Genomic DNA, 24,500 nt, shown 5'->3' with positions numbered 1-24,500 from the left:
AGAAAACCTTCGTTTCCCTTTGTGGTAAAAAAGAATTATTTCAATTCCGCATAATCTCTTACCAGCTCAAAAATTCCTTCGAATTAGTTAACATGTGGTAGGAAAGAATACTTTTCACTGTATTCTAACATTTGTTCCATAAAATCCATAGGATAGGATATCTCCACATCAACAATCTCATCATTTTCAATAATTGGATGATAATCCGGATTGATGAAACCAGCATAAGCTGCAAGATTCAATTTTTCGAATCGCTCTTTCACCTCTTTGTGTAGCTCTTCATCCACTTTAACACCGTAATTCTCAACCAAAGCCTTTCCTGCTTCAAAATCACCTTCTGATTTGATTCTTTGTACTTCGGCAAGCAATTCTCCAAATAGCTCTCTCAGTTTTTCGTAATCTTTCACCACAAAGAAAGTTTTATCTTCCTTCTTCACTTTCTCAATTACATGCTCGCCCCTTTCAAATACCCATTTGGCAATCAATTGTCTGTTTCGCATGTGCGATTCCTCAATATCTTTACCCAGTTCTATACGGGTAAGTTGAGTCAACAATCCGTTGCGGATATAACCATCATACTCAGCTTTTGCAACATCCAAACTTGGCATCAAACCGATTTCAACCATTTTCGGATCCATCATATAGTACAGTGCAAACAAATCGGCTCTTGCCTCTTCTAGTGTAGAGTGATAATTCTTTAAGGCATCCATGCCAACACCCGGTAACAATTGTCCCGATCCATGCCCCAAACACTCATGCAAATCGGTATGCAAATTTCCTCCTAAATAGCCATGCTCTTTCGCTCTTGCAACTTCCTCATCGCTATAAGCAAACTCTTCCAACATACCACTCTTCAGTGATGATTGATGATAGGCATGTGTAATGTTATCTATGGTTACCGATTTACTACCATGCTCTTTTCTTATCCATTCGGCATTTGGCAAGTTAATTCCAATAGGCGTAGCTGGATGACAATCACCTCCTAACATGGCTACTGTAATTACTTTGGCGCTCACCCCTTTTACCTCATCCTTCTTAAACCTTTCATCAACAGGAGAATTGTCCTCGAACCACTGAGCGTTATTCGAGATGATTTCGGTTCGCTTGGTCGCTTCAATATCTTTAAAGTTAACCACCGATTCCCAACTTGCTTTAAAGGCTAGTGCATCACCGTAAACTTCAATAAATCCATTAACCACATCTACATGGGCATCCAAATCTTTCACCCAAAGAATAGAATATTCGTCGAATGTTTTTAAATCACCTGTTCTATAAAAATCAACAAGCTTTATTAATGATTCTTTCTGAAGATCACTATCGGCAACCTCTATCGCTTTCTCTAACCAGAAAACTACTTTCTCAATTGCAGGAGAATACATCCCTCCAAGCTTCCAGATTTTCTCAGTTAACTTACCATTCTCCTTAATAAGCTTAGAATTTAAACCAATGGACAATGGTCTCTCAGCATCTCCCTTATCGGCATTAGAGTAAAACTCCTCTACCTCTTTTTGAGTGACTCCCTCGTAGTAATTGTTCGCCGAATCGGCAATCAAATCCAAATCAGGATTTAAAACAACTCTTTTTGCTTCAGTGTTTTCCTCAAAAATTACTGGTACCAATTGATTCATTAGATCTAGAACCTCTTCTTTATCTCCCAATGGCAATAAATCAGAATTGGTATTTGCCAACAAGTCTCCAAAATACTCTTCATCGAAATCTGGCAGAAACTTATCCATCGAATAGTGATGGTGAATACCATTGGAGAACCACACTCTTTTTGTGTAAACCAAAAAATTCTTAAAATCTTCCGATTCTCGATCTCCATCGTACGATTTTACAATGGCTTCTAAAGTTCTTCTTATCCTTAAGTTGTACTTGTTATTCTGATCGAATAGAATATCACGTCCGCACCTTGCAGCTTCAGCAAGAAAGTAAATCAGCTTTTTTTGCTGTAAACTCAAATCTCCAAAGCCAGGTACCTGATATCTTAATATTTTAACGTCGGCAAATTGTTCCGTCTGATATTTAAATGTATCGCTCATAAATTATACCTTTTTATAAACAGATTTTCTTATTGATATTACTTGTTTCTAACATCCACATCTTCCTGTAATACCCAAATTCCCTTCTTCAATTGCAAAGCATCATGGGTAAAATCAGGCCCATAATATTCAAATTGGTTTCTGTATTGAGGCTTGGAAGGCGACAAATGATCAAATACCAATCTCTTTTCTTTTTCCTGATAATTGATACTCATTCGTGCTTGTTTTGCATATTCAAAAACCACACGATTCAGTTGTTTTCCCCTCCAAGAAATTACAGGTTTTCCAAACTTTATTCCTGTCTTTTCAAAACTTAGCACTTCTACCACCTTCTTATTGGTTGAAACATTGTTTCCATCCCATCCCAATAACAAATAACTTGCACCACCTTTTGATTTGAATGGGATGATCTGATAATACAAAGCTCCTGACCAATTTTCCGGCTGATATCTTGAGAACATGTCTGCATCCGTTTTATCAGAAAGAAGTTTCACCTTTATTTTAGATTTCTCCTTGTATTGTAATAGTCCAAAATACCTATAACTTCCATTGGAAAGCACACAGTTCCAATTGTATATTCTAAATGTAAGATCTGGTGATGTAATTTTTCCCATTCGATTGAGTTTGGAAAAAGAATAATCAAAACTCTCCTTTTGAAGCAAAACCCGTTGAAATGAATCTTCAATTTTCTTACAGATTGCAAACTTTAATGAATCATTATCAGCTTGAATCAACTGCTTAAAATCATCCGAAATTTCATTTTCTACTTTCGATAATTGTGCATTAGCATCAAAGCCCATGCACAAAAGAATAATTACAACACCAATAAACCTCATGCTTATTTATTTACTTTATCCATTGCCTGAATCAGAAGATCAGAAGCGTGACGAATTTCCTCATCGGTAATATTCAATGGAGGTGCAATGCGGTAAGCATTATCACAAAAAAGGAAAGCATCCATTATAACTCCTAGTTCATGTGCTTCTTTCATGATCTCCAACATGATTTCCTTCGACTCCACAACCACTGCAACAAAAAGTCCCAAGTGACGGAATCCTTTCACCAATGGATGATCTTTTAGAAGTTCAACAAACAGCTCTCCTTTGCGCTGAACATCATCAACAATATTTTCTTCCAAAAGAACCTCTAATGAAGCTTTGGCAGCTGCACAACAAACCGGATGACCTCCAAAGGTTGTGATATGTCCCAACATTGGATTGGTTTTGAAGGAATCCAAAATTTTCTTGTCCGAAATAAAGGCACCAACTGGCATTCCTCCACCCATTGCTTTAGCCAGGCACAAAATATCAGGCACAACATCGAAATGTTCGAATGCAAATAGTTTTCCAGTTCTTCCGAACCCCATTTGTACCTCATCAAAAATCAACAAAGCTCCTTTCTCTGTACAACGAGCTCTCAAGGCTTGAATGTATTCTTTCGAAGGAATAATCATTCCTCCTTCCGATTGTATAGGTTCCAGAATTACACAAGCAGTCTTCTCTGTGATTTGTTCCAAATCGGCTTCCTTTCCGAATTCGATCATTCGAACATCTGGTAGCAATGGACGAAATGAATTTTTCATTTCCTCATCGCAAAGTATACTTAATGCTCCATGCGTACTCCCATGATATGCTCCTGTAAAGTGAATAATCTCTGATCTGCCTGTATATCTTTTGGCCAATTTAAGAGCTCCCTCATTCGCTTCACTTCCTGAGTTCACAAAGTATACTGAATTTAAGCTTTCCGGAAGATTATCGGATAGTAATTTGGCAAGTTGTACCTGTGGAGTTTCGATAAATTCACCATACACCATCAAGTGCATGTATTTATCTACCTGATCCTTTATGGCTTGCTTTACCTTTGGATGTCCATGTCCCAGGTTACTAACAGAAACGCCCGAAACGAGATCCAAATATGGTTTCCCGCTCGGGTCGTACATATATATACCTTCTGCTCTTTCTATCTCCAATGCAATTGGAAAATCAGAAGTTGTAGCTACGTGTTGTAGAAATAATTGTCTATTGGTAATCATATACAGAATTTTTATTGAATACAAAATTCAAAAAAATCCTGCGATAAAGAAAACTATCGAGTCATTAAATTAATATCACCCATTAATTTATCACGGTACGATTTTCCAATTGGAATTGATTTTGGTCCTCCATCAGTATTTATTATTACTGAATTATCCTCAATCATTTCAATCTTACTTAGATTTACAATGTAAGAACGATGTATTCTTGAGAAACGTGCCGCTGGCATTTTTTCTTCAATAGCCTTCATTGTAAAATGAATGGTATACTTTTCCTGATAGGTATTCACCACAACATAATTCTCCAATGCTTCAATCCAAAGAATGTCATCGTAATTTAAACGAACAAGAGATGAGTTGCTCTTAATAAAGATTTCATTCTTATCTTGAATGAATCCTTCGCTATTTTTATATCGTTTATGAGCCTTGCTAACTGCTTTAAAAAATCTACTGTAACTAATAGGTTTTAATAAATAGTCCGTTACATCATACTCAAAAGCTTCAAGAGCATATTGCTCTTTGGAAGAAATAATAATAATTTGAGGAGTTGTGATAAGGCTGTTTAAAAATTCCATTCCACTCATTTCCGGCATTTCAATATCCAAAAAGATTAAGTCTACCGGCTCATTCTTCTTAATATTGTTAATGGCATCAATTGCACTTGGGTAGGATGCTCCAAATGTTAGGAAATCGGTTCTCTCAATATAACTCTCAACAACTTTTCTAGAAAGCTTATCATCGTCAATTACAACACAATTCATATAGTGGTATTATTTAAATATCAGGAATTAGCGAATAAATTTTATTTATCTACTCTTATAATGTCTTCATCAAAAATAATAATCTTTTTACCATTTCCGAAATATTTGATGAAAATATTAATGGTCTAAATACACAGCTTTTAGAGTCTTTTAATTATTATCATTTTCAGTCGATTCCCCAACGTCTGAATTGCTCTTCTAACAGTTTATCTCCTCTTCTAACTGATTTTTTTAGCCAATCCAACTTAAGCTCTAATTTTTCTTGTTCAGATAACTGCCAATTTACCTTAGTTCTGCGCACTTCCGTCGCCAAATGATTTAACACAAGTGCCGCTGAAACAGAAATATTAAAACTCTCGGTAAAACCATACATTGGAATTTTAACAAACTCATCAGCGTGATCCATAACCACATCCGATAAACCAGTAAGTTCTGTTCCAAAGAAAAATACTGATTTACCCTTTGACAAATCAAAATCTGGCAAAAGAACATCCTTAGTGTGAGGTGTAGTGGCAACAATTCTATAACCTTTCTCTTTCAACGATTTTATGGTATCAAGCGTATTGTCCTTGTTTTTGTTGTACCTATACAAGTCCACCCATTTTGAAGCTCCCATAACAACATCTGGATTTATGGTATATTCGTTTGAGTTTTCTATTACATGCAAATCCTGAATGCCAAAACAATCACATGATCGAATTACAGCACTGGCATTTTGCGGTTGAAAAATATTTTCCAGTGCCACAGTAATATACCTTGTGCGGTTGTCCACATTTTCATTTATCAGATTTTTACGTTTTTCTGTTGCAAATTCTTCCAGAAATTGAATAGATCTGACTAGTAAATCTTTTTCCATCTTTAAAATTTGTGGTATAAAAAAAGGAGGTATTTTCTACCCCCCTAATTTCTTATGACTTACAATATATTTATTGTACTGAGTCTGCTAATTCTGAACCAGCCTTAAATTTAATAACCTTTTTTGCAGGGATATTGATTGGCTTACCAGTTTGTGGGTTTCTACCAGTTCTAGCGTCACGCTTAGATACAGAGAATGAACCGAATCCAACAAGAGCTACTCTATCATCACCTTTTAATGCTTCAGTAGTAGTTTCAATGAAAGCGTCTAATGCTTTTTTAGAATCCGCTTTAGTTAAACCAGCCTTGCTAGCAATTGCATCAATTAATTGAGCTTTGTTCATAACTTTATAAAATTTTAGGGTTAAAAAATGCTTTTAAATTTGATTTCTATACAAATATAAAGGATTTCTGGACGTTTGCAAATTTCAGTTAGGAAAAAATAAGAAAATTCATCTTTTTAAAATCAAAACATAATAAACAAACAATCATTTTTAAATTGTACTGAATATAACATATACAGCATCTATTATTAAATCATAAAACTATTTAGCCTAGATTTTAATTTAACCAAATTCTATTTACGAAAAGCCTTTATAAAAATCAAACATTTAAACAAACCCTACAACACACCTTTCCTTAAGCCTTTATCTTCTGAAAGATAAGATAAATTCACAATCTCTTAATATTTTCCTCAACACTTTAAATACTTAATTCCCAAGCTATTTAAACTCACAAAAAAAACCAAGCCTTTTGGCCTGGTTTAATCTGATCAATTTTTATCTCGATAGATAATTTTTAAACACCTGATATTCTTTTCCGATAACAACACATTTTTTTTCTTTTTTTAAACATTCTTGCAAATAATTGGGTATTTCCACCTCTTTTTCGATTACTTTCTCAACAATGTCTTTAAACTTAGCAGGATGTGCGGTTTCTAAAAATATCCCAACTTGTTTTTCTCTATTAAGGTATTTGTTAAGTCCCAAGTAGCCAACCGCACCATGAGGATCTAAAATATACGACTCTCGCTCATAAACTTCTTTCATAACAGCTTTGGTTTCATCATCGGAATACCATGCTCCATTTATATCTTTAATTACATCAGAGTAATTCTCTTTGTAAATTTCCATCATACGCGAAAAGTTACTAGGAGCTCCAACATCCATTGCATTGGAAATGGTTTGAACCGATGGTTTTGGCTGATATTTTCCACTATCCAAATAGTCTGGCACAATCTTGTTTCTATTTGCAGCTGCAACAAATTTATGAATTGGTAATCCCATTTGTTTTGCCAGCAATCCTCCTGTTAGATTGCCATAATTTCCACTAGGCACGGAAACAATTACCTCCTTGTTTTTTTCTTGCAATTGAGCCCACGCATAGAAATAATAGAAACTTTGAGGCAACAAACGTGCAATGTTAATAGAATTGGCAGAGGTTAGCTTGTATTTATCATTCAACTCTTCATCTGCGAAAGCATCCTTAACCAAAGCCTGACAATCGTCGAATGTTCCTTCCACTTCAAGAGCTGTAATATTTTGCCCCATGGTGGTAAGCTGCTGCTCTTGAATGTGACTCACCTTTCCTTTTGGATAAAGAATAATCACTTTCACTCCCTCAACTCCCAAAAATCCATTGGCAACAGCACTTCCTGTATCACCTGAAGTTGCAACCAGTATGGTTAGCTCTCTTTTACTCTCCTTTGCAAAAGCACTAAGGCAACGACTCATGAATCGTGCTCCTACATCCTTAAATGCACAAGTTGGACCATGAAATAACTCTAAGCCATACACTCCTTCTTCTACCTTAACCAAAGGAATCGGAAAATTGAATACTTCTTCGCAAATATTTTTGAGTTCCTTTTCTTTGATGTCTTCTCCTACAAAATGTTTGGCCACTTCAAATCCTATTTCTGCCAGACTTTTATTAGGCAATTCATTAAAAAACTGATCGCTCAGTTTTGGAATATTAACAGGAAAAAACAATCCTTTATCGGGAGCTAATCCTTTTACAACAGCCTCTTTAAAACTGTAACGCAATTCTTTATTATTGGTACTGAAATACTTCATTATCTTTCAATGTTTTTCTGATTATAAGATTTTAACTCCTCCCTCACTCACTTTCGACACATAAATCTTATAGTCCAATTCTGTTCTTCTGAATACAGTATTCATAGCACCAGCAATTACATCTGCTGTTTCTCTTCCATTTGCCAAAGCAAATACCGATGGTCCCGAACCAGAAATGCTACAACCTAAAGCTCCTGCTTCCATCACTGATAGTTTCAGTTCATCAAACTCAGGAATCAAAACTTTTCTTTGTGGCTCAACAATATGATCTTCCAACGATCGACCTATTAACTCATAATTCGAAGTATAAAGACCAGACATCAAACCTGCAACATTTCCCCACTGACGAATAGCCTTTTTCAGAGGGATTTCAGGCGAAAGAAGTTCTCTTGATTCTTTGGTTTTAATTTCAATTTGCGGATGTATCACCACACACCATAAATCTTTTGGTGGCTCAATATGAATCACATCCAATGGATTGTATCCTCGAATCAAACAAAACCCTCCCAGTGTAGCTGGTGCAACATTATCGGCATGAATATCACCTGATGCAACCTCTTCGCCCTTCATAGCAAAATCAACCAGCTGCATTCTCGAATAGGGTTTCCCCAATAATTCATTGGCTGCAACCACCGCTCCTGCCGCACTAGCTGCACTTGAACCGATACCACTTCCCGGTTTTATATTCTTTACAATCTCAACATCAAATCCCTGATCACTTCCCAGATCATCCAACAATGCTTGAATGGCTACTCCTGCAACATTTTTCTTTGGGTCGGTTGGCAAGTTCTCATATCCATTCACAGGATTGATCCTGATCTCATTTTCATCATTCTTTTTAAGAATCATTTCATCACCAACTCCATCAATGGCAAATCCCAATATATCGAAACCACACCCTACATTTGAAACACTTCCGGGTGCAAACACTTTAACTTCTTCTGACATCTTATTCATTTTTTTACTATTGTCTTTCATACAATAGTTTTCTGATTTACGATCCATTCTACCTCAATTAATTTCTGCTAATTCTTATAATATCACCAAAAATACCCGATGCCGTAACCTCAGCTCCAGCACCAGCTCCTTTAATAATTAAAGGTTGGTCGTCATACCATTTGGTGTTTAGCGAAATCACATTATCCTTACCATGAATATCGTAAAACGGATGATCAGGGCTTACTTCCTTCAAACTCACATTTGCTTTTCCATCTTTAAAGGAAGCGATATATCTAAATCGAACATTTTTCTCTTTCATTACTTCTCTCCAAGCTTCGAAGTAATCATTATTAGCTTCCAAAGCCGTTAACAGTTCTTCTGCAGAATTTCCTTGCAGGCATGACTCAGGAATCATGGGTTGATGCTCCACTTCATTTTCTTCCAATTGATAACCTGCTTCTCGTGATAAGATCAATAGTTTTCTCAACACATCCATTCCACTCAAATCAATTTTAGGATCAGGTTCAGTAAATCCTTGCTCCATGGCCATTTTTACAGCTTCCACAAATGAACGACCTTTATTAAATTCATTCATGATAAAATTTAAGCTACCTGAAACGACCGCATCAATCCCAACAATTTCATCACCTGTGTTTACCAAACTATTAATGGTACTGATTACTGGTAAACCTGCACCAACATTACTTTCGAACATGAATTCAACATTGTGCTTTTTAGCTGCAGCTTTTATTTTACTATAGTTCTCGTAATCAGACGATGCCGCTATTTTATTACAAGCCACAATTGCAACTGTAGAATTCAATATCTGCTCATACACTTCGCTTACCTTATCGCTAGCTGTAATATCAACAAAAATTCGATTTCTCAGGTTCGATTGATCCATTAGGCGAACAAACTCCTGTAAATCTGCCTGAACACCATACTTATCCAATTTGTCTTCCCAATTTTCAAGCAAACTCTCATCTTCTGCAAAGAACATTTTTCTACTGTTGGTTACTGCCCTAACAATTAATTGCAAGCCTTTTTCTTCCAAAAGATGTTCGTATTGGTTTTTAATGAATTCGAGAAGCTTACCGCCAACGTTCCCAACTCCTGCAATGTATAAGTTCACCTTTTTGTAAGTCGTATCGAAAAACTCTTCATGTATTACGTTTAGCACCTTTTTAATATCCTTGGTGCGAACCATGAATGTAAGGTTCATTTCATTTCCGCCTTGAGCCATTGCCCTAATATTAACACCATTCTTGCCAAGAACGCTAAACACTTTGCCTGAAATACCCGGAGTGAATCCCATATCTTCACCAACAATGGCCACAATGGATAGATTCTCTTCAACCGATGGTTCATTCACCAGATTCATTCTGATTTCCATTTCGAATTCTTCGCACAATGCTTCCACGGCCAACTCTGCATCATCTTTGTGAATACCTACACTGATACTATGTTCCGACGATGCCTGTGTAATCAACACGACATTAATCTTATTTTTCGCCAAACTTGTAAAAAATCGAGAGGCAAATCCGCTAATTCCCATGACACCGCTCCCCGAAAGTGTAAACAAATTAATGTCATTAATCGACGATAAACCACGAACAACCGAGCGAACTTCTCCAGGTGTTTTGCTGATTAAAGTTCCCTCATCATCAGGTTCGAAAGTATTTTTAATTCTTACATCAATTTGATTCTGCACTACAGGAATTAAAGTTGGAGGATAAATCACTTTAGCTCCGAAGTGCGACAATTCGATGGCTTCTTGAAATGACATTCTTTTGATAGGCAAAGCTTGGGAAACAAATCGAGGATCAGCAGTATACATTCCGCTCACATCTGTCCAAATTTCCAATTCGGAACACCCCAATCCAGCAGCCAAAATTGATGCGGTATAATCAGAACCTCCACGTCCCAGAATCGTCATCTCTCCTTTGGCTCCTGAAGCTACAAATCCAGGAAACAATGCAACTTCAAATTCTTTTTTCTTTATTGATTCAAGATTTAGGTTGGTTTGTTCAGCATTTAAATAAACCCCTTTCCCATTTTGTGTTTTGATGTATTCTCTGGAATCGAAATACACTGTTTGCAGCCCATCATTTTTAAAGAATTCCGATAGAATTGCCGAAGACAACAATTCCCCTGAACCCAATACAACACTACGAACTTTTTCCGAAATATCTTCCAACAAATAAACCCCTTGTAAAAGCTCTGATATTTCTTCAAATTTTGCATTGATCTTTTCATTCAGATTGCCACTTACTCCAAGCTTCTGAATCATATCTTGGTGTCTCTGTTTTAACCTCTCCAGAACCTCTTTATACTCCTTGTCTCTTTTACTTGCCAAAGTAATACAGCGTTCCAATTCATCAGTAACACCTCCAAAAGCCGACACAACTACAACTTGCTTACAGCTTTTTTGATTCTTCTTAACAATCTCTTTCACCCTATTACAGCTTTCTGCATTGGCTACCGAGCTTCCTCCAAATTTTAAAACTTTCATCTGCTTATTATTTTATTTTAAGGCCAGATGGAACTTACCATTCCTGAATAATGATGTTTAAATGTGAGCTCATAATTTATTTAGGAACGGACGTTTCATTTCCTTGATTCGTTCTGATGATTTCCTCTCCCTACAAATGTTGATTCCATCATCAATGATTATATAATGGTTATAGTTATTTGATAATTAGCGTTATTCATATCGCACAAATGAATTTACGACATAATAAACAATCAGGCACAAATATTTCTATGTACTTTTTGAGTATGATAATACCCACCTTTGGTGATATGTAATAATATAGACCCCTAAAGGGTCCCCGTAGTTGTGGTGGTAGTAATAACAATAATGCCCATAGCACCGCACATACCGATAAATGGCATGTTCATCATAGCTATGTTTGTCATTTTATGCATTAGTGAATATTACTTTTCGTTGTGAGCATCAAAGATAAAGATTTTTTGCAATTAACCTGAGATCAATTAAAAACATTCCAAATAATATGAAATTTATATCATACCCCTGCTGTCGACTGTATCCTACTCTTGTTATCGGTAGTATCATGATCAGGATATCGATAGTATCATAGTCCTGTTCAAATCGAACTCAACATTCAAACAGATCACATCTACACTCAAATAGCCAAGCTCTTATCTACTTGATTTTCCATCGTTTAAGAAATCTTAATTAGATTCTTTCCAAATAATTGTCGTAAATTTGGGGATATTCACTAAAAACATATTTATCATGAAGAAGAAGAGTTTAATCCTAGGCTTAATACTACTTTGCACACTTGTTGCATTTGGCCAGGAGAAGGAAGAGAAGAAAACCATTGTGGTGGAAAGTGTATATATTCTACCTAAACGAGGAATGTCTGATAAATTTGAGAAAGCGATAAAAGCTCATAATGATAAGTTTCATCCCGAAGGAGATCATGTAGCAGGCTTAAGAATAGTAGACTATGGCGAAAAAGCCGGATGGTATGTTTGGATCATGGGACCTACAACTTATGCTGCACTTGATAGCCGTCCGACAAAACAAAATGGACATGACGAAGACTGGGATAAGAACATTGAACCCTTAGTTGAGAAATATGGAGCTGTAAATTTATGGAACTTCAACGAGAAACTGTCTTTTGGTATGGATCTGGTAAAAAACGCAAAGCATTATGAAGCTTGGGCTGTTGATATCAAGCGTGGACAGTATTATCGCTTTAAAGCCATTGCTGAGAAACTTATGAAAACTTCGGAAAGCCTGGGGGTTGCATTTCTGGTATTCAACAATCCACTGCATACACCTGGTGGCGCAGATGTTGGTTTGGTTTGGAATTTTGACAGTTATGATTCATGGTCGCAAGACATTGGTTTCATGAACGCATATGAGAAGTTGTATGGTAAAGGAACCTGGCAAAACATGATTGATGAATGGTTTGATATCATGGTTGATTATAACGCCGAATTGAGATCTAAGGTTCACTAAAAAAAGAATACATTGTTATAAGCCGGATTGAAATACTCATTCCGGCTTTTATTTTTAAGAGAATTCCTTTTTTATTTTGCAATAAAGATATAGTGTGCAATATTTGCATTTCAAATTATACATATATCATGATAAAAGGAGTAATTTTTGATCTTGATGGCACACTTGCCAATTCTATTGAAGACATTGCTGATTCAATGAATCAAGTACTTGAAGAAAACAATTTTCCAACCCATAATTATGCAACTTATAAAACCTTTGTTGGAAGAGGCATTAGAAGCTTAGTTGAAAAATCTTTGCCGCTGGAAAATAGAGATCTAAAAGAACTAGATAAAAACTTTGATCGTATGATGAAAGTTTATGATGAAAATTGCATTGTAAAAACTTGCCTGTATCCTGGTATCGCCGATTTATTAGACGCTTTGAGTGAAAAAGGTATAAAAATTTCAGTTTTCTCGAACAAAGCAAACGAATTGACTCAAAAAGTTGTTAAGGTTTTACTTGCCAATTGGAAGTTAGAATATGTTTTAGGTGCTGGCGGCGATATTCCAAGAAAACCAGACCCTAAAGGAGCAATTTTAATTAGTGAGAAAATGGGAATTGAACCTTCGGAACTAATGTATATTGGTGATTCAGGAGTTGATATGGCAACTGCTCAAAATTCTGGCATGCATGCAGTAGGTGTTCTTTGGGGATTTAGAGAAATGGAAGAGCTACTTACCAATGGTGCTCAAACAATATTGGAAAATCCAATGGATTTAATGACCTCATTCGATTAGTGCGAATGAGGCTTTTCTTGGTTTACCAAGCTTTCATCCTGGCAATATCCATTAATTTCGGGCTGTAAGGTTACATGGTTGATTTCAAAATCATCATGCAAAATATGTTCGATTTCATGAAGAACCTTGTTCACTTCACTTAAATTCAAATCCTCATTAAAACTGACATGCGCCTCAAAATTGACTTGTTTATCATCCAATTGCCAAACATGAACATGGTGAATATTTTTAACTTTCTTAACTAGTTTTATTTTCTGTTGCACCTCTTCTAAATTGATATGAATTGGAGCAAACTGCATAATAATTCTTACACTTTCAACAATTAATCCCCAGCTAGAATAAACAAGATAAAGTGCAATTGCAATAGAAAGAATACTATCTACCCAACTTACCTCCCACATGTACATGACAAAACCTCCCAATACAACCGCAATGGAAGAAATCATGTCGCTTAATAAATGTAGGTAAGCTGAACGCATATTGATATTATTCTTGGCATCTTTCATCACCAATAACACGCTGGCCCCGTTTAGCACAATTGAAAGTCCTCCAAGAATCATGACAAGTCCAGACTGAATTTCCTGAGGTTCTCCCAAACGCTCCACTGCCTCTTTAAGGAGAAAGAATGCGATGACAATTAAAGAAACTGCATTAATAAGTGCAGCCAAAATCTCAGCACGCTTATATCCAAAAGTTTGACGTACCGTCTGTTTCCTACCAGATAACTTACTTGCAAACCAACTAATAACCAATGCTAAAACATCTGAAAAGTTGTGTAAAGCATCTGACAATAAGGCCAAACTTCCTGAAATAAAACCACCTACCACCTGAGCTACAGTTATTCCAACATTTAGTAAAATGGCTATTCCTAAATTTCTTCCTTTCAAGTTCCCATGATCATGCTTATGATCGTGTCCGTGCTTTCCCATATTCCATTAATTTATTTAACCGGTTTGTAAATAAAACCATTTTTTAATAAAACTAATTATAAATAAGCCTCTTTTTTTCTTTCCTTCTCATCTTATTAATTGGATACATTAAGTCTGAAAGCATAGTAAAACAAGAATTTCAACCAATCCTTTAATAATTTGTACAAGCGATAACATTACAAAACCATTACATTAGTAACACATACACATTTGTAGATTCGTTAATATTAATATCTTTACGATGAATAATTAAAATAACTCCGAGTTTATAAGCTCTAAACAGGTTAATATAACTGCAAGATTTATAAACCGATGGGTAAGTTTGGAAACGAATTTGCCTCCCGCAGGATTAAAGTCCAAAAATTGGAAAGGAGCAAAATTGATGTGAATGATAATTGATAGTACTCTCTGGTACATGTCCGTTTCACCATACATTGCCTCCAATTCTGCACTGAGTTGGAGGTTTTTTGTATATGACAATTCAAAGAGAAAATATAATCCTGCTAGCTGGTAATGGCCAGAATGTTGGTAAGACTCTCTTTGCTTGTCAGCTTATTAATTCGTTAAAACAAAAGCATTCTGTTATCGGAATTAAAATATGCCCTCATTTTCATGAGCTTAAACCACATACAGAATTCATTGCTAGTAATACGAATTATCAGATTATAAAAGAACACCGCCAGCAAGGTAAAAAAGATAGCAATAGACTTTTAAATGCAGGAGCAAAAGAAGTGTATTATATACAGGCAAAAGATGATTACCTTAGAGAGGTTCTAAGCTGTTTGGATAAAGTCGTTCCAAATAATAGTCTTTTAATTATAGAATCGGGAGGATTGAGGAAAATTCTTGAGCCTGGTTTATTTATAATGATAGAAAGCAAAAACAATAAAAAACTAAAACCCAACACTGTTAAGTATAGAGAAATGGCTAATTTAAATATTGAATTTGATGGTGAAGAATTCAATTTCGATCCTAACCGAATCCATTTCTCTGAACAAAAATGGGTAATAAAGAATTAGCAACATGATTACGTTTCACGAGGCCCTAAAAACAGTAAAACATGCTACTCGAAAATTAGAGAAAGAGCATATTGATATTTCGGAGTGCTTAAATCGAGTACTGGCAGAAGATGTACGATCTGATATGGCTATCCCTCCATTCAACAAATCGGCGATGGATGGATATGCTTGTAAAAAAGAGGATTTATTAGAAGAATTGGAAGTGTTGGAAGTGATAGCTGCTGGTGTTGCTCCTTCTAAATCCATTGGCAAGAAACAATGTTCAAAAATTATGACTGGAGCTATGGTACCAGAAGGTGCTGATACTGTAATAATGATAGAACATACTGAAGTATTAAAGAACAGCAAAATTCGTTTTACCAAAGAGAAGACAAAATCGAACATTTGCATTAAAGGTGAAGATATTGAGGAGAATGATGTTGTTCTGAAAAAAGGAACCAGATTAAAATCTCAGCATATATCAGTATTGGCAACGGTAGGTTGCACCAATCCATTGGTATATAAAAAGCCGAGAGTTGCTAGCATCGCCACAGGAAGTGAGTTGGTTGAGCCACATCAAAAACCAAATACATCTCAAATTCGAAATGTGAATTCTTGGCAACTGCAAGCACAACTGAAGAAAATTGGTATTGATGTTAATTATTATGGCATAGTTGAAGATTCAAAAGAAGCTACTCAAGAAGCCATGGAAAAGTGTCTGGCTGAGAATGATATTTTGATCATTTCAGGAGGTGTTTCGGTTGGAGATTACGACTATGTACCTCAAATTTTAAAAGAACTTGGTTTTAATATCTGGTTTCACACCTTGGCTGTAAAACCAGGAAAACACACAGTATTTGCTGCCAAAAACGGACAATATGTTTTTGCAATGCCTGGTAATCCGGTATCATCATTTGTACAATTCGAATTATTAGGCAAACCTCTTGTTTTTAGATTGATGGGACACGACTACAATGCACCTATGGTTCGCATGCCAATTGCAGAAGATTACAAACGCAAAAGAACAGACAGGTTAGTATTTATCCCTGTTCGTTTCAATGCCAACAATCGAGTGGTTCCTATCGAATACCATGGCTCAGCTCATATCAATGCATTTACTTTAGCGGATGGAATAATGGCTGTGCCAAGAGAAGTTGATGAATTTACCGAAGGAGAATTTGTTCATGTTAGACAATTATAATCGAAATATAAATTACCTACGAATCTCTGTTACAGATCGCTGTAATCTAAGATGCACCTATTGTATGCCCGAAGAAGGTATAAATCTAATTGCACATGAGGATGTACTTAGTTTCGAAGAAATTGTAGCATTTGTAAAAGAAGCCATTGCCTCAGGCATCACGAAAGTGAGATTAACAGGCGGAGAACCTTTGGTAAGAAAGGGCATTGTTGAATTGGTTAATAAAATAGCAAGTATTCCTGGCATTGAAGATTTAGCAATGACAACAAATGGTATTCTGCTAGAGAAATACGCCAAAGATCTGGCTAAAGCTGGCCTAATGCGTGTAAATATTAGTTTGGATACCATGAATCCTGAGAAATATAAAAACATAACTCGCTTGGGTAATATTGAAGATGTATTTAAAGGAATTGATGCTGCATTGGAAGCTGGACTGAATCCGGTAAAAATTAACTGTGTAAGAATGCCGGATGCCGATTTGGATGATCTGGAAGCGTTAAGAAAATATTCCGATAGTAAGAATCTTGATCTTCGATTCATCAGACAAATGGATTTGGCAACTGGTGAATTTTCTATTGTTGAAGGAGGAAAAGGTGGCAATTGCCTTGAATGTAATAGAATCAGGTTAACTGCAAATGGAAAAGTAAAACCCTGTTTGTTTAACCAAAGTGAATATGATTTGAAAGAATTAGGTGCAAAACAGGCCATTCAAGAGTCGATCAATCAAAAACCAAAATCTGGCACCAAAAATAAAAAAGGAAGTTTCTATGGAATTGGAGGGTAAAGTCAATTAATAATGAAAAATTAGTAATTAAGAATAACATGTTCTATACAGACACTTTCACTATCAAATAATTACTGATTAATTACGATATAAGATGGGTAAATTCAGTCATATAGATAAGGAGGGAAAAGCCAATATGGTAGATGTTGGTGATAAAACTCCCCAAATAAGAGAGGCAAAGGCTACTGGCAAAATTACATTGGAAGAAGAGACGCTTAGACTAATCAATGAAAATGCTTTAAAAAAGGGAGATGTTTTAACCGTTGCAGAAATAGCAGGAATTCAAGCTGCAAAAAAGACAAGTGATTTAATTCCATTGTGTCATACACTACAAATTACAAAAGCTGAAGTTAAATGTATTGTGGTTGAGGACGGTGTTATTGCTAATACGAGGGTAAAATGTATAGGTCAGACCGGCGTCGAAATGGAAGCTTTAAGTGCTGCTAGCATAGCGCTTCTAACCATTTACGATATGTGTAAGGCGGTTGACAAAAATATGAGAATAGAAGGCATTAAGCTATTGGACAAAACTAAAACTGACTTGAAATAAAATACTATGAACAAAGAAGTAAGTGTATTATCGGTTAATATTTCAGAAAAGAAAGGTACAATTAAAAAACCAGTTGAAAGTATTCAGTTAAGCTCTATTGGAGTTGAAGGCGATGCTCATTCGGGAAACTGGCACCGTCAGGTTAGTTTATTGGCCAAGGAAAGTATCGATAAGTTCTCTGAAGAAGCAAAACGAAAAATTAAGTTTGGCGAATTTGCCGAGAATATCACAACGGAAGGCATTTTGTTGCATCATACTGCCCCACTTGATAGATTTACTTTTGGAGAATTGGAACTTGAGGTTACTCAGATCGGTAAAAAATGTCACGGTGACAATTGCAGTATTTTTAGGGAAGTTGGCAATTGCGTTATGCCTAAAGAAGGAATCTTTTGTAGGGTAATTAAAAACGGATCCCTCAAAGCTGGTGATACATTAACCTATTATCCAAGGGTAATAAAAACTATGATCATTACACTTAGCGATAGAGCCAGTAAAGGAGAATATGCTGATAAAAGTGGTCCGTTGGCTGAAAAACTTTGCCAGGATTTCTACAAATCACGAAATCGAAATTATAGCATCGAGAAGCATATCATTCCTGATCAGGAAGATAAATTAGCAATGCTACTAGACAAAGCCAAATCAGAAGAATTTGACATTGTTTTCACTACTGGAGGAACAGGAATAGGTCCTAAAGACATTACGCCTGATGTGGTAAAAAAACACATTACGAAAGAGATTCCTGGTATTATGGAGTTAATCAGGGTAAAATATGGCATGGATAAACCAAATGCATTGGTCAGTCGAGGAATTGCCGGTGTTATGAATAAAACTTTAATTTATGCCATGCCTGGAAATCCAAAGGCAGTTAATGAGTATTGCAGCGAAATTTTTAAGACCATCGAACACTCTTTGTACATGCTAAACGAATTGGATTTGCATTAAATGAAAAAATAATTGAACTGATGATCAAGGGCTTCGAAAATAATTCGTATTTATTACAAAAAAATGTTTGGTAGCAATTAAATTTTGTCATACATTTGCACCCGTTATCACAAGAGATATCAGAGCAACAATAGCTCAAAACAAGTATTGGAGAGATGGCAGAGTGGTCGAATGCGGTGGTCTTGAAAACCATTGTACGGCAACGTACCGGGGGTTCGAATCCCTCTCTCTCCGCTGAATGCAAGCACTGAAGTTGAAAAACTTTGGTGCTTTTTTTATGCACTAATTTAAAGGGATGAGAACCCTTCGAGCTTCATAACATATTCATGACGTTCGAAGAAAGAAATAATCCCAAACTCTCTCCTTCTCAGAAATCCAACAGGAAAAAAACTTGTAAACCATCTGTTTGTAATATTTTCTTTTATACCAACGTAAACAAATATTATAAATGAGAAAAAGGGTGTTTTAATTGGTGTAATTATAAAACTGTGAATCTCGAATCTTTGTTAGGATTACAATTGATGCCCCAAAAGTAAATATTGAAAAAATTTAGACTATGGATAAGATAAAGGGTGACCATTTACCTAAGTATGATCACCCTTTATTTGTTATATCAATCTTAACGTTTGATTTAAGTAAATGATTCAAAAGTTTAGTTTGGAATATTTACCTGCCACTTCCAGGCTGAAAGCAAAGTTTCATCCAATGTACTTTCTGCTTTCCATCCTAACTCATTATTGGCATAAGTAGTATCTGCATAAATCTTTTCAATATCACCTGCTCTACGTTCAACAATTTTATGAGGAACTTTTTCTCCTGTTGCTCTTTCGAAAGATTCTATAATCTCCAATACAGAAACTCCATTTCCAGTTCCCACATTAAAATATTCGTAGCCATTTTGATTTTTATTCTCCAACAAGCGTTCTATGGCTACAACATGAGCTTTTGCTAAGTCTACAACATGTATATAATCGCGTATTGCCGATCCATCAGGGGTATCGTAATCATTCCCAAATACACTCAATTCAGGTCGAATACCTGCTACAGTTTGCGTTAAGAAAGGAATTAAGTTATTAGGAACACCTAATGGCAATTCTCCAATTTTTGCAGTTTCGTGTGCTCCAATTGGGTTAAAATATCTTAAAGCAATACCTTTTAAACCTGGGTTGGCATGCACCGTATCGCGAATAATATCTTCGCAAATACTCTTTGTATTACCATATGGCGATTCTGCTTCTTTTCTTGGAGTTTGCTCGGTAACCGGTAATTTATCCGGCTGTCCATAAACTGTACATGATGATGAGAATACCAAATTATTTACATTGAACTCATTCATGCACTCCATGATGTTAATGAGTGAATTCAGGTTGTTATGGTAATACATCAATGGTTTTTCTACTGATTCTCCAACCGCTTTAGAGGCTGCAAAATGAATAATCGCTTCCAACTTAGTGTATTGCTCAAAAAAGGCTTTTACCTTTTGCTTATCAGTTAAATCAAACTGCTCAAAGCTTGGACGAATACCTGTAATCTCTTCAATCTGATCCAAAACTTCAACCTTTGAATTCGACAGATTATCTACTATTACAACATCGTAACCACTATTTTGTAACTCAACTACAGTGTGAGAACCAATAAATCCGGTTCCTCCCGTCACAAGAATTTGCTTCTTCATTCTTCTTATCTTTTACCTCTAATTATTTTAAAATCAACCTACCAAATGAAGATGGAATATGAAAATCTGGCTCTTCAGCATCTGGTTTCACCCAAGAAATCCATCTTAAATCTGCGTCTTTATCTTGGACAGGTAATTCCATACAGTATCCTCTATATAATCCTGCTTCCAAAACATTGCCATTTAATAAACCTAGTTCTCTTAATGATGAAAGCTTAATTGATCCCTCTACTACATATCCTTTGTCATTGTTTGAGGCTTTTACCTCTAACTTATTTTCAGGCCATGCCCAGTTATAATCAAACTTACGATAATAGTTTGTCACATAATCAAGAACTCTGGCATGAGCATCCATTTCCAAACAGTAATATGGATTTAATTCCTTATCTCGTCTAAAAAAGATCTCAACTCTGTCTGAATCTACAACTTCCATCTTATGATTCTGATCAACGAAAGTAAGTACATTCTCATCCTCAACATCGAACCTAAAATAAAAGTTCTCATCATCATACAAAGCTCTGAAAGTAGTCAAAGGAGCTTCACAATTCTCCCAAGGATAGCTAAAATCAGTATTCACTTCTGCTTCGTTCCATACAAAGTCCATATGCTCTCCCGAAATGTTTAAGCAATCATTTTTTATTTTATTTACAGTATACGTTTTCATTCTTTATAATTTATTAGACACAAATTAAATACTCAAATTCAAACAAATTATTCAATTCAACTGTTAAATCAGTCATTTCCATTATTCTTTAATAGCTTCACACAATTCACTAAGTCATTCGCATATTTCCGTGTTTTTGCCTCAAAATATGTGATTAATTGGTTCTGTATATATCTATTACAGCCATTTAAACTGTTGGCATTGATGCTAATCCCAGATCAACAAATTCAACTCCAACTGATATATCAACTCTATAATTTCTTTTTTTAATTTTAACTTATTCCCCTTTTACAAAATGATTGTAAGCATTGTAGTTACCTCCATCTTGTTTGGCTTCCATTTCCTGCTGCATTCTTAACTGGTTTGCCATCCAGTTACGTCCCATTTCCCGTAATTGAGAATGAGCGTGAGCAAAAAATATTTTATAGGAAGTACAAAAACGTGGCATACCATTGTCTTTTGGATCTTTGATTCTATCCTTGGTACAACCTCCAAAACAATGTTTTAAATAAGCACAGCTTTTACACTTTCTTGGCAATTTGGACTTCATACATCCGAATTGAGTTTGCTTTCTTGAATTAAGCATGTTAATTAGCTTACCTTCCTTAATATTCCCCAACTTCCATTTCGGATCAACAAAAAAATCACATGAGTATACATCTCCATTGTGCTCAATTACCGTATAAACACCACACTCTTTTTGCAAGGTGCATTCCGGTGAAGGTATGCCTACATAAGTATGGAAAACCGACTCAAAATGACGAATCGAAGTTGTTGGAGCGCCGTTTTCAAAATCATTAACCCACAAATCCCATAACTTACAAAGCACTTTTCCATATTTCTCTGGAGACAAAGAAAAAGATGCCGCTTGACGCGGATTTTCCTTATCTGTCTCCACTACAGGAATAAACTGCATAAAATCAAATCCCATTTGTTTGTGATGCTGATAGATCTCCTCAATATGATCTGCTGAATAATCTGTCAAACAACTTAGTACATTTGTTTCAACACCCTTATCCAATAACATTTTAGCATTCTTCGAAATGATTTCCCAGCTAGGCTTTCCCGCTTGCGTTAAACGATAATGATCATGAATATGCTCAGGTCCATCCAATGATAATCCTACCAACCAATTGTATTCCTTTAAAAAATCAGCCCACTCTTCATTCAGAAGCAAACCATTTGTTTGAAGACCATTTCCAACGGTTTTCCCGTAGCCATACTTTTGCTGAAGTTCAATCACTTTTCTAAAGAAATCCAAACCCATAAGGGTTGGCTCCCCTCCTTGCCAACCGAAAGAAACCTCAGGACCAGATTGTTCCATCACCTGACGAATCAACTCTTCAAGAGTATCTTCATCCATTCTATGAACTTTTTGTTGATGGTAAAGGTCAGCCTTCTCCAAATAAAAACAATAGGTGCAGCCTAAATTACAATCGGGTCCCGATGGTTTAATCAATACTGAGTTTAGCTGTTTGTTCTTCATTTCTATAATCTCCCTGTCTTAATATGTTGTAACTACTTTTGCAAGCTTGGCAATACCTAATTCAGATAATCAGGTATGCTTTCCGGATTCTTGCTCCACCTTTTCACCCTATTATTAATCATATGGAATTCTTCGTTCTTATCAGTAGGTTGATAAATGTCTTTCGGTAGATATTTTCTTAAGTTTTCCATCACTTCTTTGTATTTTGGATTTCCAACTAAATTGGTATGTTCTCCAAAATCCTGTACCTCATCATATAATTCTTCCGATCCATCGTAGTAACGAATATATCTCCAATTGTCGCGACGAATTGAATGGCTGCCATGAGTCCAGCTGCTGATTACGGCTTTCTTGCGCTTGGCTTTCATATCGGTAAGCAAGGGAATAATACTTTCCCCGTCAACCTGCTTCTGACTGTCAAGGCCACACAAGTCGGTAAGTGTTGGATAGATATCCAGTAAGCTTACCTCCTGCTGGCTTACCTGTCCTTTAGCAGTAACGCCCGGAACCACCCAAACCATAGGGCTTACCGTTGCCTCATTCCAAAGGTTGTTCTTTCTCCAGTTGCGCTTTTCGCCAAAGCACTGTCCGTGATCAGACCACAGAACAATGATAGTATTATCGGCATACTGGCTGTTGTCCAAGGCATCGAGTAGGCGTCCCAACTGGGCATCCATGAAAGAAATGGCAGCCAGGTATCCCTGCACCAACTCCTTGCGATAAGTCGGGCTAATGGTATTGATAATCATTTCTGCTCCCGGCTCGGTAATCCCTTCGGCTATGGCCTTTCCATACATTGGAATATCTGAAAACTCCTTCTCCATTGCCTTTGGAACCTCAATCTGATCTATCGGATACATATCGAAGAATTCACGTGGTGCGGTATACGGAACATGAGGTCGCAGAAAGCCAACTCCCAACATAAAAGGCTTGTCATAGTCTTTTTTCAAACGCTCAATGGCCCATTCCACATTAATCTCATCGGGCATTTTGCCTTCCGGCAGATATTCCCTGTCAATAGGGCCTGCACAAAGCGAAAATCCAGGGAAGTTGGTTCCATTCTTTTTGTTGTAGTTGGTGGTTCCCGATCCGCCCATTGGAAATGGATAAAAATCAGGGGCACCATATCGGTTCCCATCCTTTAGCATTTTCTCGGTGAGTCCGTACACACGAGGACGGCGTTCATCCCATAGCTTTTGATGCTCAAAATCATCCTCTATGGCCCAGCAAGCATGTCCTTCAATCTTACCACAAGCCATGGTACGATACCCATTTTGACGGAAATAGGCAGGCAACAAGTCCACCTCGTTCCAAATTTCCTGGTTAGGGGTTCCACTTTTATTGGTATAGCATCCTGTAGTCACCGGACTCAAGGAAGACAATACAGCCAAACGGGAAGGCGTACAAACAGCCACGGCTGCATGTGCATTGGTAAAATATACCCCACGTTTCGCCAAACGATCAAGGTTTGGGGTTTTCACATCGGGATGTCCTTTTGACATTCCTGTCCAATCGTTTAAATCATCTACCGCGATGAACAGGACATTTGGCTTGTCCAGTTCATCGCTCTTTTTATCGGAACCTCCGCCACACGACTGCATTAATAATGCTCCAGCACCCAGTAGCAGGCAGTTACTTATCTTGTTCATCTGTTATTAATTTCTTGAAAGATCTTTTTATTTTCTTTAATTCCAAAATCTGAGATTATACGGTTCTATTCTATGTTTAGAAATAATTTGTTCAAGCCACAGGGCTCTTACTTTTTTCATTGATAAAAAAGTAAGCAAAAAATCTAGGGCG

Annotated in this window: 21 protein-coding genes, 1 tRNA gene and 1 riboswitch; of the genes, 8 read left to right on the top strand and 14 right to left on the bottom strand. The window is 36.4% G+C overall.

What is annotated here, in order from left to right; all coding sequences use genetic code 11:
• Positions 1-83: 83 nt before the first annotated feature.
• From ACKPCA_RS02285 to thrA, 9 genes are all read right to left on the bottom strand, one after another.
• On the bottom strand, positions 84-2,042 hold the full coding sequence (locus ACKPCA_RS02285; protein WP_321281121.1) for a dipeptidyl-peptidase 3 family protein: 1,959 nt from the start codon (positions 2,040-2,042) through the stop codon (positions 84-86).
• A gap of 38 nt (positions 2,043-2,080) precedes the next feature.
• Positions 2,081-2,878 (bottom strand): hypothetical protein, encoded by a 798-nt coding sequence (locus tag ACKPCA_RS02280; protein WP_321281120.1) that lies wholly within the window; start codon positions 2,876-2,878, stop codon positions 2,081-2,083.
• A 2-nt stretch (positions 2,879-2,880) separates the two neighbouring features.
• Positions 2,881-4,074, bottom strand: a complete 1,194-nt coding sequence (locus tag ACKPCA_RS02275) for an aspartate aminotransferase family protein (RefSeq protein ID WP_321281119.1) — start codon at positions 4,072-4,074, stop codon at positions 2,881-2,883.
• A 53-nt stretch (positions 4,075-4,127) separates the two neighbouring features.
• Positions 4,128-4,835 carry a LytR/AlgR family response regulator transcription factor gene (locus ACKPCA_RS02270; RefSeq protein ID WP_054717821.1) on the bottom strand — a complete coding sequence of 236 codons (708 nt, stop codon included), beginning with the start codon at positions 4,833-4,835 and terminating at the stop codon, positions 4,128-4,130.
• A 166-nt stretch (positions 4,836-5,001) separates the two neighbouring features.
• Positions 5,002-5,691, bottom strand: a complete 690-nt coding sequence (locus ACKPCA_RS02265) for a TrmH family RNA methyltransferase (protein ID WP_321281118.1) — start codon at positions 5,689-5,691, stop codon at positions 5,002-5,004.
• 70 nt (positions 5,692-5,761) lie between these two features.
• Entirely contained in the window at positions 5,762-6,034 is a 273-nt protein-coding gene (locus ACKPCA_RS02260; RefSeq protein WP_054717818.1) for an HU family DNA-binding protein, read from the bottom strand.
• A gap of 435 nt (positions 6,035-6,469) precedes the next feature.
• Positions 6,470-7,762, bottom strand: a complete 1,293-nt coding sequence (gene thrC, locus ACKPCA_RS02255) for a threonine synthase (protein WP_321281117.1) — start codon at positions 7,760-7,762, stop codon at positions 6,470-6,472.
• Positions 7,763-7,783: 21 nt separating this feature from the next.
• Positions 7,784-8,767 carry a homoserine kinase gene (locus ACKPCA_RS02250; protein ID WP_321281116.1) on the bottom strand — a complete coding sequence of 328 codons (984 nt, stop codon included), beginning with the start codon at positions 8,765-8,767 and terminating at the stop codon, positions 7,784-7,786.
• A gap of 10 nt (positions 8,768-8,777) precedes the next feature.
• The gene (gene thrA, locus ACKPCA_RS02245) at positions 8,778-11,213 is read right to left on the bottom strand and encodes a bifunctional aspartate kinase/homoserine dehydrogenase I (RefSeq protein ID WP_321281115.1); all 2,436 of its coding nucleotides are present in this window, start codon (positions 11,211-11,213) and stop codon (positions 8,778-8,780) included.
• A gap of 747 nt (positions 11,214-11,960) precedes the next feature.
• Here thrA and ACKPCA_RS02240 point away from each other — a divergent pair.
• Positions 11,961-12,692 carry a hypothetical protein gene (locus ACKPCA_RS02240; protein WP_321281114.1) on the top strand — a complete coding sequence of 244 codons (732 nt, stop codon included), beginning with the start codon at positions 11,961-11,963 and terminating at the stop codon, positions 12,690-12,692.
• 128 nt (positions 12,693-12,820) lie between these two features.
• The gene (locus ACKPCA_RS02235; RefSeq protein WP_054717808.1) at positions 12,821-13,471 is read left to right on the top strand and encodes an HAD family hydrolase; all 651 of its coding nucleotides are present in this window, start codon (positions 12,821-12,823) and stop codon (positions 13,469-13,471) included.
• Here the strand turns inward: ACKPCA_RS02235 and ACKPCA_RS02230 are convergent.
• Positions 13,468-14,400, bottom strand: coding sequence for a cation diffusion facilitator family transporter (locus tag ACKPCA_RS02230; RefSeq protein ID WP_321281113.1), 933 nt, complete (start codon positions 14,398-14,400; stop codon positions 13,468-13,470). The genes ACKPCA_RS02235 and ACKPCA_RS02230 overlap by 4 nt on opposite strands.
• A 246-nt stretch (positions 14,401-14,646) precedes the next feature.
• Positions 14,647-14,790: riboswitch (molybdenum cofactor riboswitch) on the top strand.
• Between the two features lie 83 nt (positions 14,791-14,873).
• On the opposite strand from ACKPCA_RS02230, the gene ACKPCA_RS02225 reads away from it, so the two are divergent.
• From ACKPCA_RS02225 to ACKPCA_RS02200, 6 genes are all read left to right on the top strand, one after another.
• Positions 14,874-15,419, top strand: coding sequence for a hypothetical protein (locus ACKPCA_RS02225; RefSeq protein WP_321281112.1), 546 nt, complete (start codon positions 14,874-14,876; stop codon positions 15,417-15,419).
• Positions 15,420-15,423: 4 nt separating this feature from the next.
• Positions 15,424-16,599, top strand: a complete 1,176-nt coding sequence (locus ACKPCA_RS02220) for a molybdopterin molybdotransferase MoeA (protein ID WP_321281111.1) — start codon at positions 15,424-15,426, stop codon at positions 16,597-16,599.
• Positions 16,600-16,663: 64 nt separating this feature from the next.
• Complete coding sequence (locus tag ACKPCA_RS02215; protein WP_321281110.1) at positions 16,664-17,383, top strand: GTP 3',8-cyclase MoaA; 720 nt, start codon at positions 16,664-16,666, stop codon at positions 17,381-17,383.
• A gap of 94 nt (positions 17,384-17,477) precedes the next feature.
• Positions 17,478-17,933, top strand: coding sequence for a cyclic pyranopterin monophosphate synthase MoaC (gene moaC / locus ACKPCA_RS02210; protein ID WP_321281109.1), 456 nt, complete (start codon positions 17,478-17,480; stop codon positions 17,931-17,933).
• A gap of 6 nt (positions 17,934-17,939) precedes the next feature.
• Positions 17,940-18,875, top strand: coding sequence for a molybdenum cofactor synthesis domain-containing protein (locus tag ACKPCA_RS02205; RefSeq protein WP_321281108.1), 936 nt, complete (start codon positions 17,940-17,942; stop codon positions 18,873-18,875).
• Between the two features lie 149 nt (positions 18,876-19,024).
• A tRNA-Ser gene (locus ACKPCA_RS02200) sits at positions 19,025-19,109 on the top strand.
• Positions 19,110-19,527: 418 nt separating this feature from the next.
• Here ACKPCA_RS02200 and galE read toward each other — a convergent pair.
• The 4 genes from galE to ACKPCA_RS02180 form a co-directional block, all read right to left on the bottom strand.
• A complete protein-coding gene (gene galE, locus ACKPCA_RS02195) occupies positions 19,528-20,550 on the bottom strand; it encodes a UDP-glucose 4-epimerase GalE (protein WP_321281107.1) in 1,023 nt (340 codons plus the stop codon).
• 22 nt (positions 20,551-20,572) lie between these two features.
• Positions 20,573-21,214, bottom strand: a complete 642-nt coding sequence (locus tag ACKPCA_RS02190; RefSeq protein WP_321281106.1) for a carbohydrate-binding family 9-like protein — start codon at positions 21,212-21,214, stop codon at positions 20,573-20,575.
• 277 nt (positions 21,215-21,491) lie between these two features.
• Positions 21,492-22,700, bottom strand: coding sequence for an anaerobic sulfatase maturase (locus tag ACKPCA_RS02185; protein ID WP_321281105.1), 1,209 nt, complete (start codon positions 22,698-22,700; stop codon positions 21,492-21,494).
• Positions 22,701-22,756: 56 nt separating this feature from the next.
• Positions 22,757-24,349, bottom strand: coding sequence for a sulfatase (locus tag ACKPCA_RS02180; protein ID WP_321281104.1), 1,593 nt, complete (start codon positions 24,347-24,349; stop codon positions 22,757-22,759).
• Positions 24,350-24,500 lie beyond the last annotated feature (151 nt).

The organism is Marinifilum fragile (assembly GCF_963677365.1).
Lineage (GTDB): Bacteria > Bacteroidota > Bacteroidia > Bacteroidales > Marinifilaceae > Marinifilum > Marinifilum fragile.
The sequence above is the reverse complement of the archived record's forward strand: the minus strand, read 5'-3'. Positions and strand labels throughout refer to the sequence as shown.

What these genes read in the sequence shown, in the direction of transcription:
- ACKPCA_RS02285 (WP_321281121.1), bottom strand. Translation starts at nt 2,042, where the DNA reads ATGAGCGATACATTTAAATATCAGACGGAACAATTTGCCGACGTTAAA.
- ACKPCA_RS02280 (WP_321281120.1), bottom strand. Translation starts at nt 2,878, where the DNA reads ATGAGGTTTATTGGTGTTGTAATTATTCTTTTGTGCATGGGCTTTGAT.
- ACKPCA_RS02275 (WP_321281119.1), bottom strand. Translation starts at nt 4,074, where the DNA reads ATGATTACCAATAGACAATTATTTCTACAACACGTAGCTACAACTTCT.
- ACKPCA_RS02270 (WP_054717821.1), bottom strand. Translation starts at nt 4,835, where the DNA reads ATGAATTGTGTTGTAATTGACGATGATAAGCTTTCTAGAAAAGTTGTT.
- ACKPCA_RS02265 (WP_321281118.1), bottom strand. Translation starts at nt 5,691, where the DNA reads ATGGAAAAAGATTTACTAGTCAGATCTATTCAATTTCTGGAAGAATTT.
- ACKPCA_RS02260 (WP_054717818.1), bottom strand. Translation starts at nt 6,034, where the DNA reads ATGAACAAAGCTCAATTAATTGATGCAATTGCTAGCAAGGCTGGTTTA.
- thrC (WP_321281117.1), bottom strand. Translation starts at nt 7,762, where the DNA reads ATGAAGTATTTCAGTACCAATAATAAAGAATTGCGTTACAGTTTTAAA.
- ACKPCA_RS02250 (WP_321281116.1), bottom strand. Translation starts at nt 8,767, where the DNA reads ATGGATCGTAAATCAGAAAACTATTGTATGAAAGACAATAGTAAAAAA.
- thrA (WP_321281115.1), bottom strand. Translation starts at nt 11,213, where the DNA reads ATGAAAGTTTTAAAATTTGGAGGAAGCTCGGTAGCCAATGCAGAAAGC.
- ACKPCA_RS02240 (WP_321281114.1), top strand. Translation starts at nt 11,961, where the DNA reads ATGAAGAAGAAGAGTTTAATCCTAGGCTTAATACTACTTTGCACACTT.
- ACKPCA_RS02235 (WP_054717808.1), top strand. Translation starts at nt 12,821, where the DNA reads ATGATAAAAGGAGTAATTTTTGATCTTGATGGCACACTTGCCAATTCT.
- ACKPCA_RS02230 (WP_321281113.1), bottom strand. Translation starts at nt 14,400, where the DNA reads ATGGGAAAGCACGGACACGATCATAAGCATGATCATGGGAACTTGAAA.
- ACKPCA_RS02225 (WP_321281112.1), top strand. Translation starts at nt 14,874, where the DNA reads ATGACAATTCAAAGAGAAAATATAATCCTGCTAGCTGGTAATGGCCAG.
- ACKPCA_RS02220 (WP_321281111.1), top strand. Translation starts at nt 15,424, where the DNA reads ATGATTACGTTTCACGAGGCCCTAAAAACAGTAAAACATGCTACTCGA.
- ACKPCA_RS02215 (WP_321281110.1), top strand. Translation starts at nt 16,664, where the DNA reads ATGCCCGAAGAAGGTATAAATCTAATTGCACATGAGGATGTACTTAGT.
- moaC (WP_321281109.1), top strand. Translation starts at nt 17,478, where the DNA reads ATGGGTAAATTCAGTCATATAGATAAGGAGGGAAAAGCCAATATGGTA.
- ACKPCA_RS02205 (WP_321281108.1), top strand. Translation starts at nt 17,940, where the DNA reads ATGAACAAAGAAGTAAGTGTATTATCGGTTAATATTTCAGAAAAGAAA.
- galE (WP_321281107.1), bottom strand. Translation starts at nt 20,550, where the DNA reads ATGAAGAAGCAAATTCTTGTGACGGGAGGAACCGGATTTATTGGTTCT.
- ACKPCA_RS02190 (WP_321281106.1), bottom strand. Translation starts at nt 21,214, where the DNA reads ATGAAAACGTATACTGTAAATAAAATAAAAAATGATTGCTTAAACATT.
- ACKPCA_RS02185 (WP_321281105.1), bottom strand. Translation starts at nt 22,700, where the DNA reads ATGAAGAACAAACAGCTAAACTCAGTATTGATTAAACCATCGGGACCC.
- ACKPCA_RS02180 (WP_321281104.1), bottom strand. Translation starts at nt 24,349, where the DNA reads ATGAACAAGATAAGTAACTGCCTGCTACTGGGTGCTGGAGCATTATTA.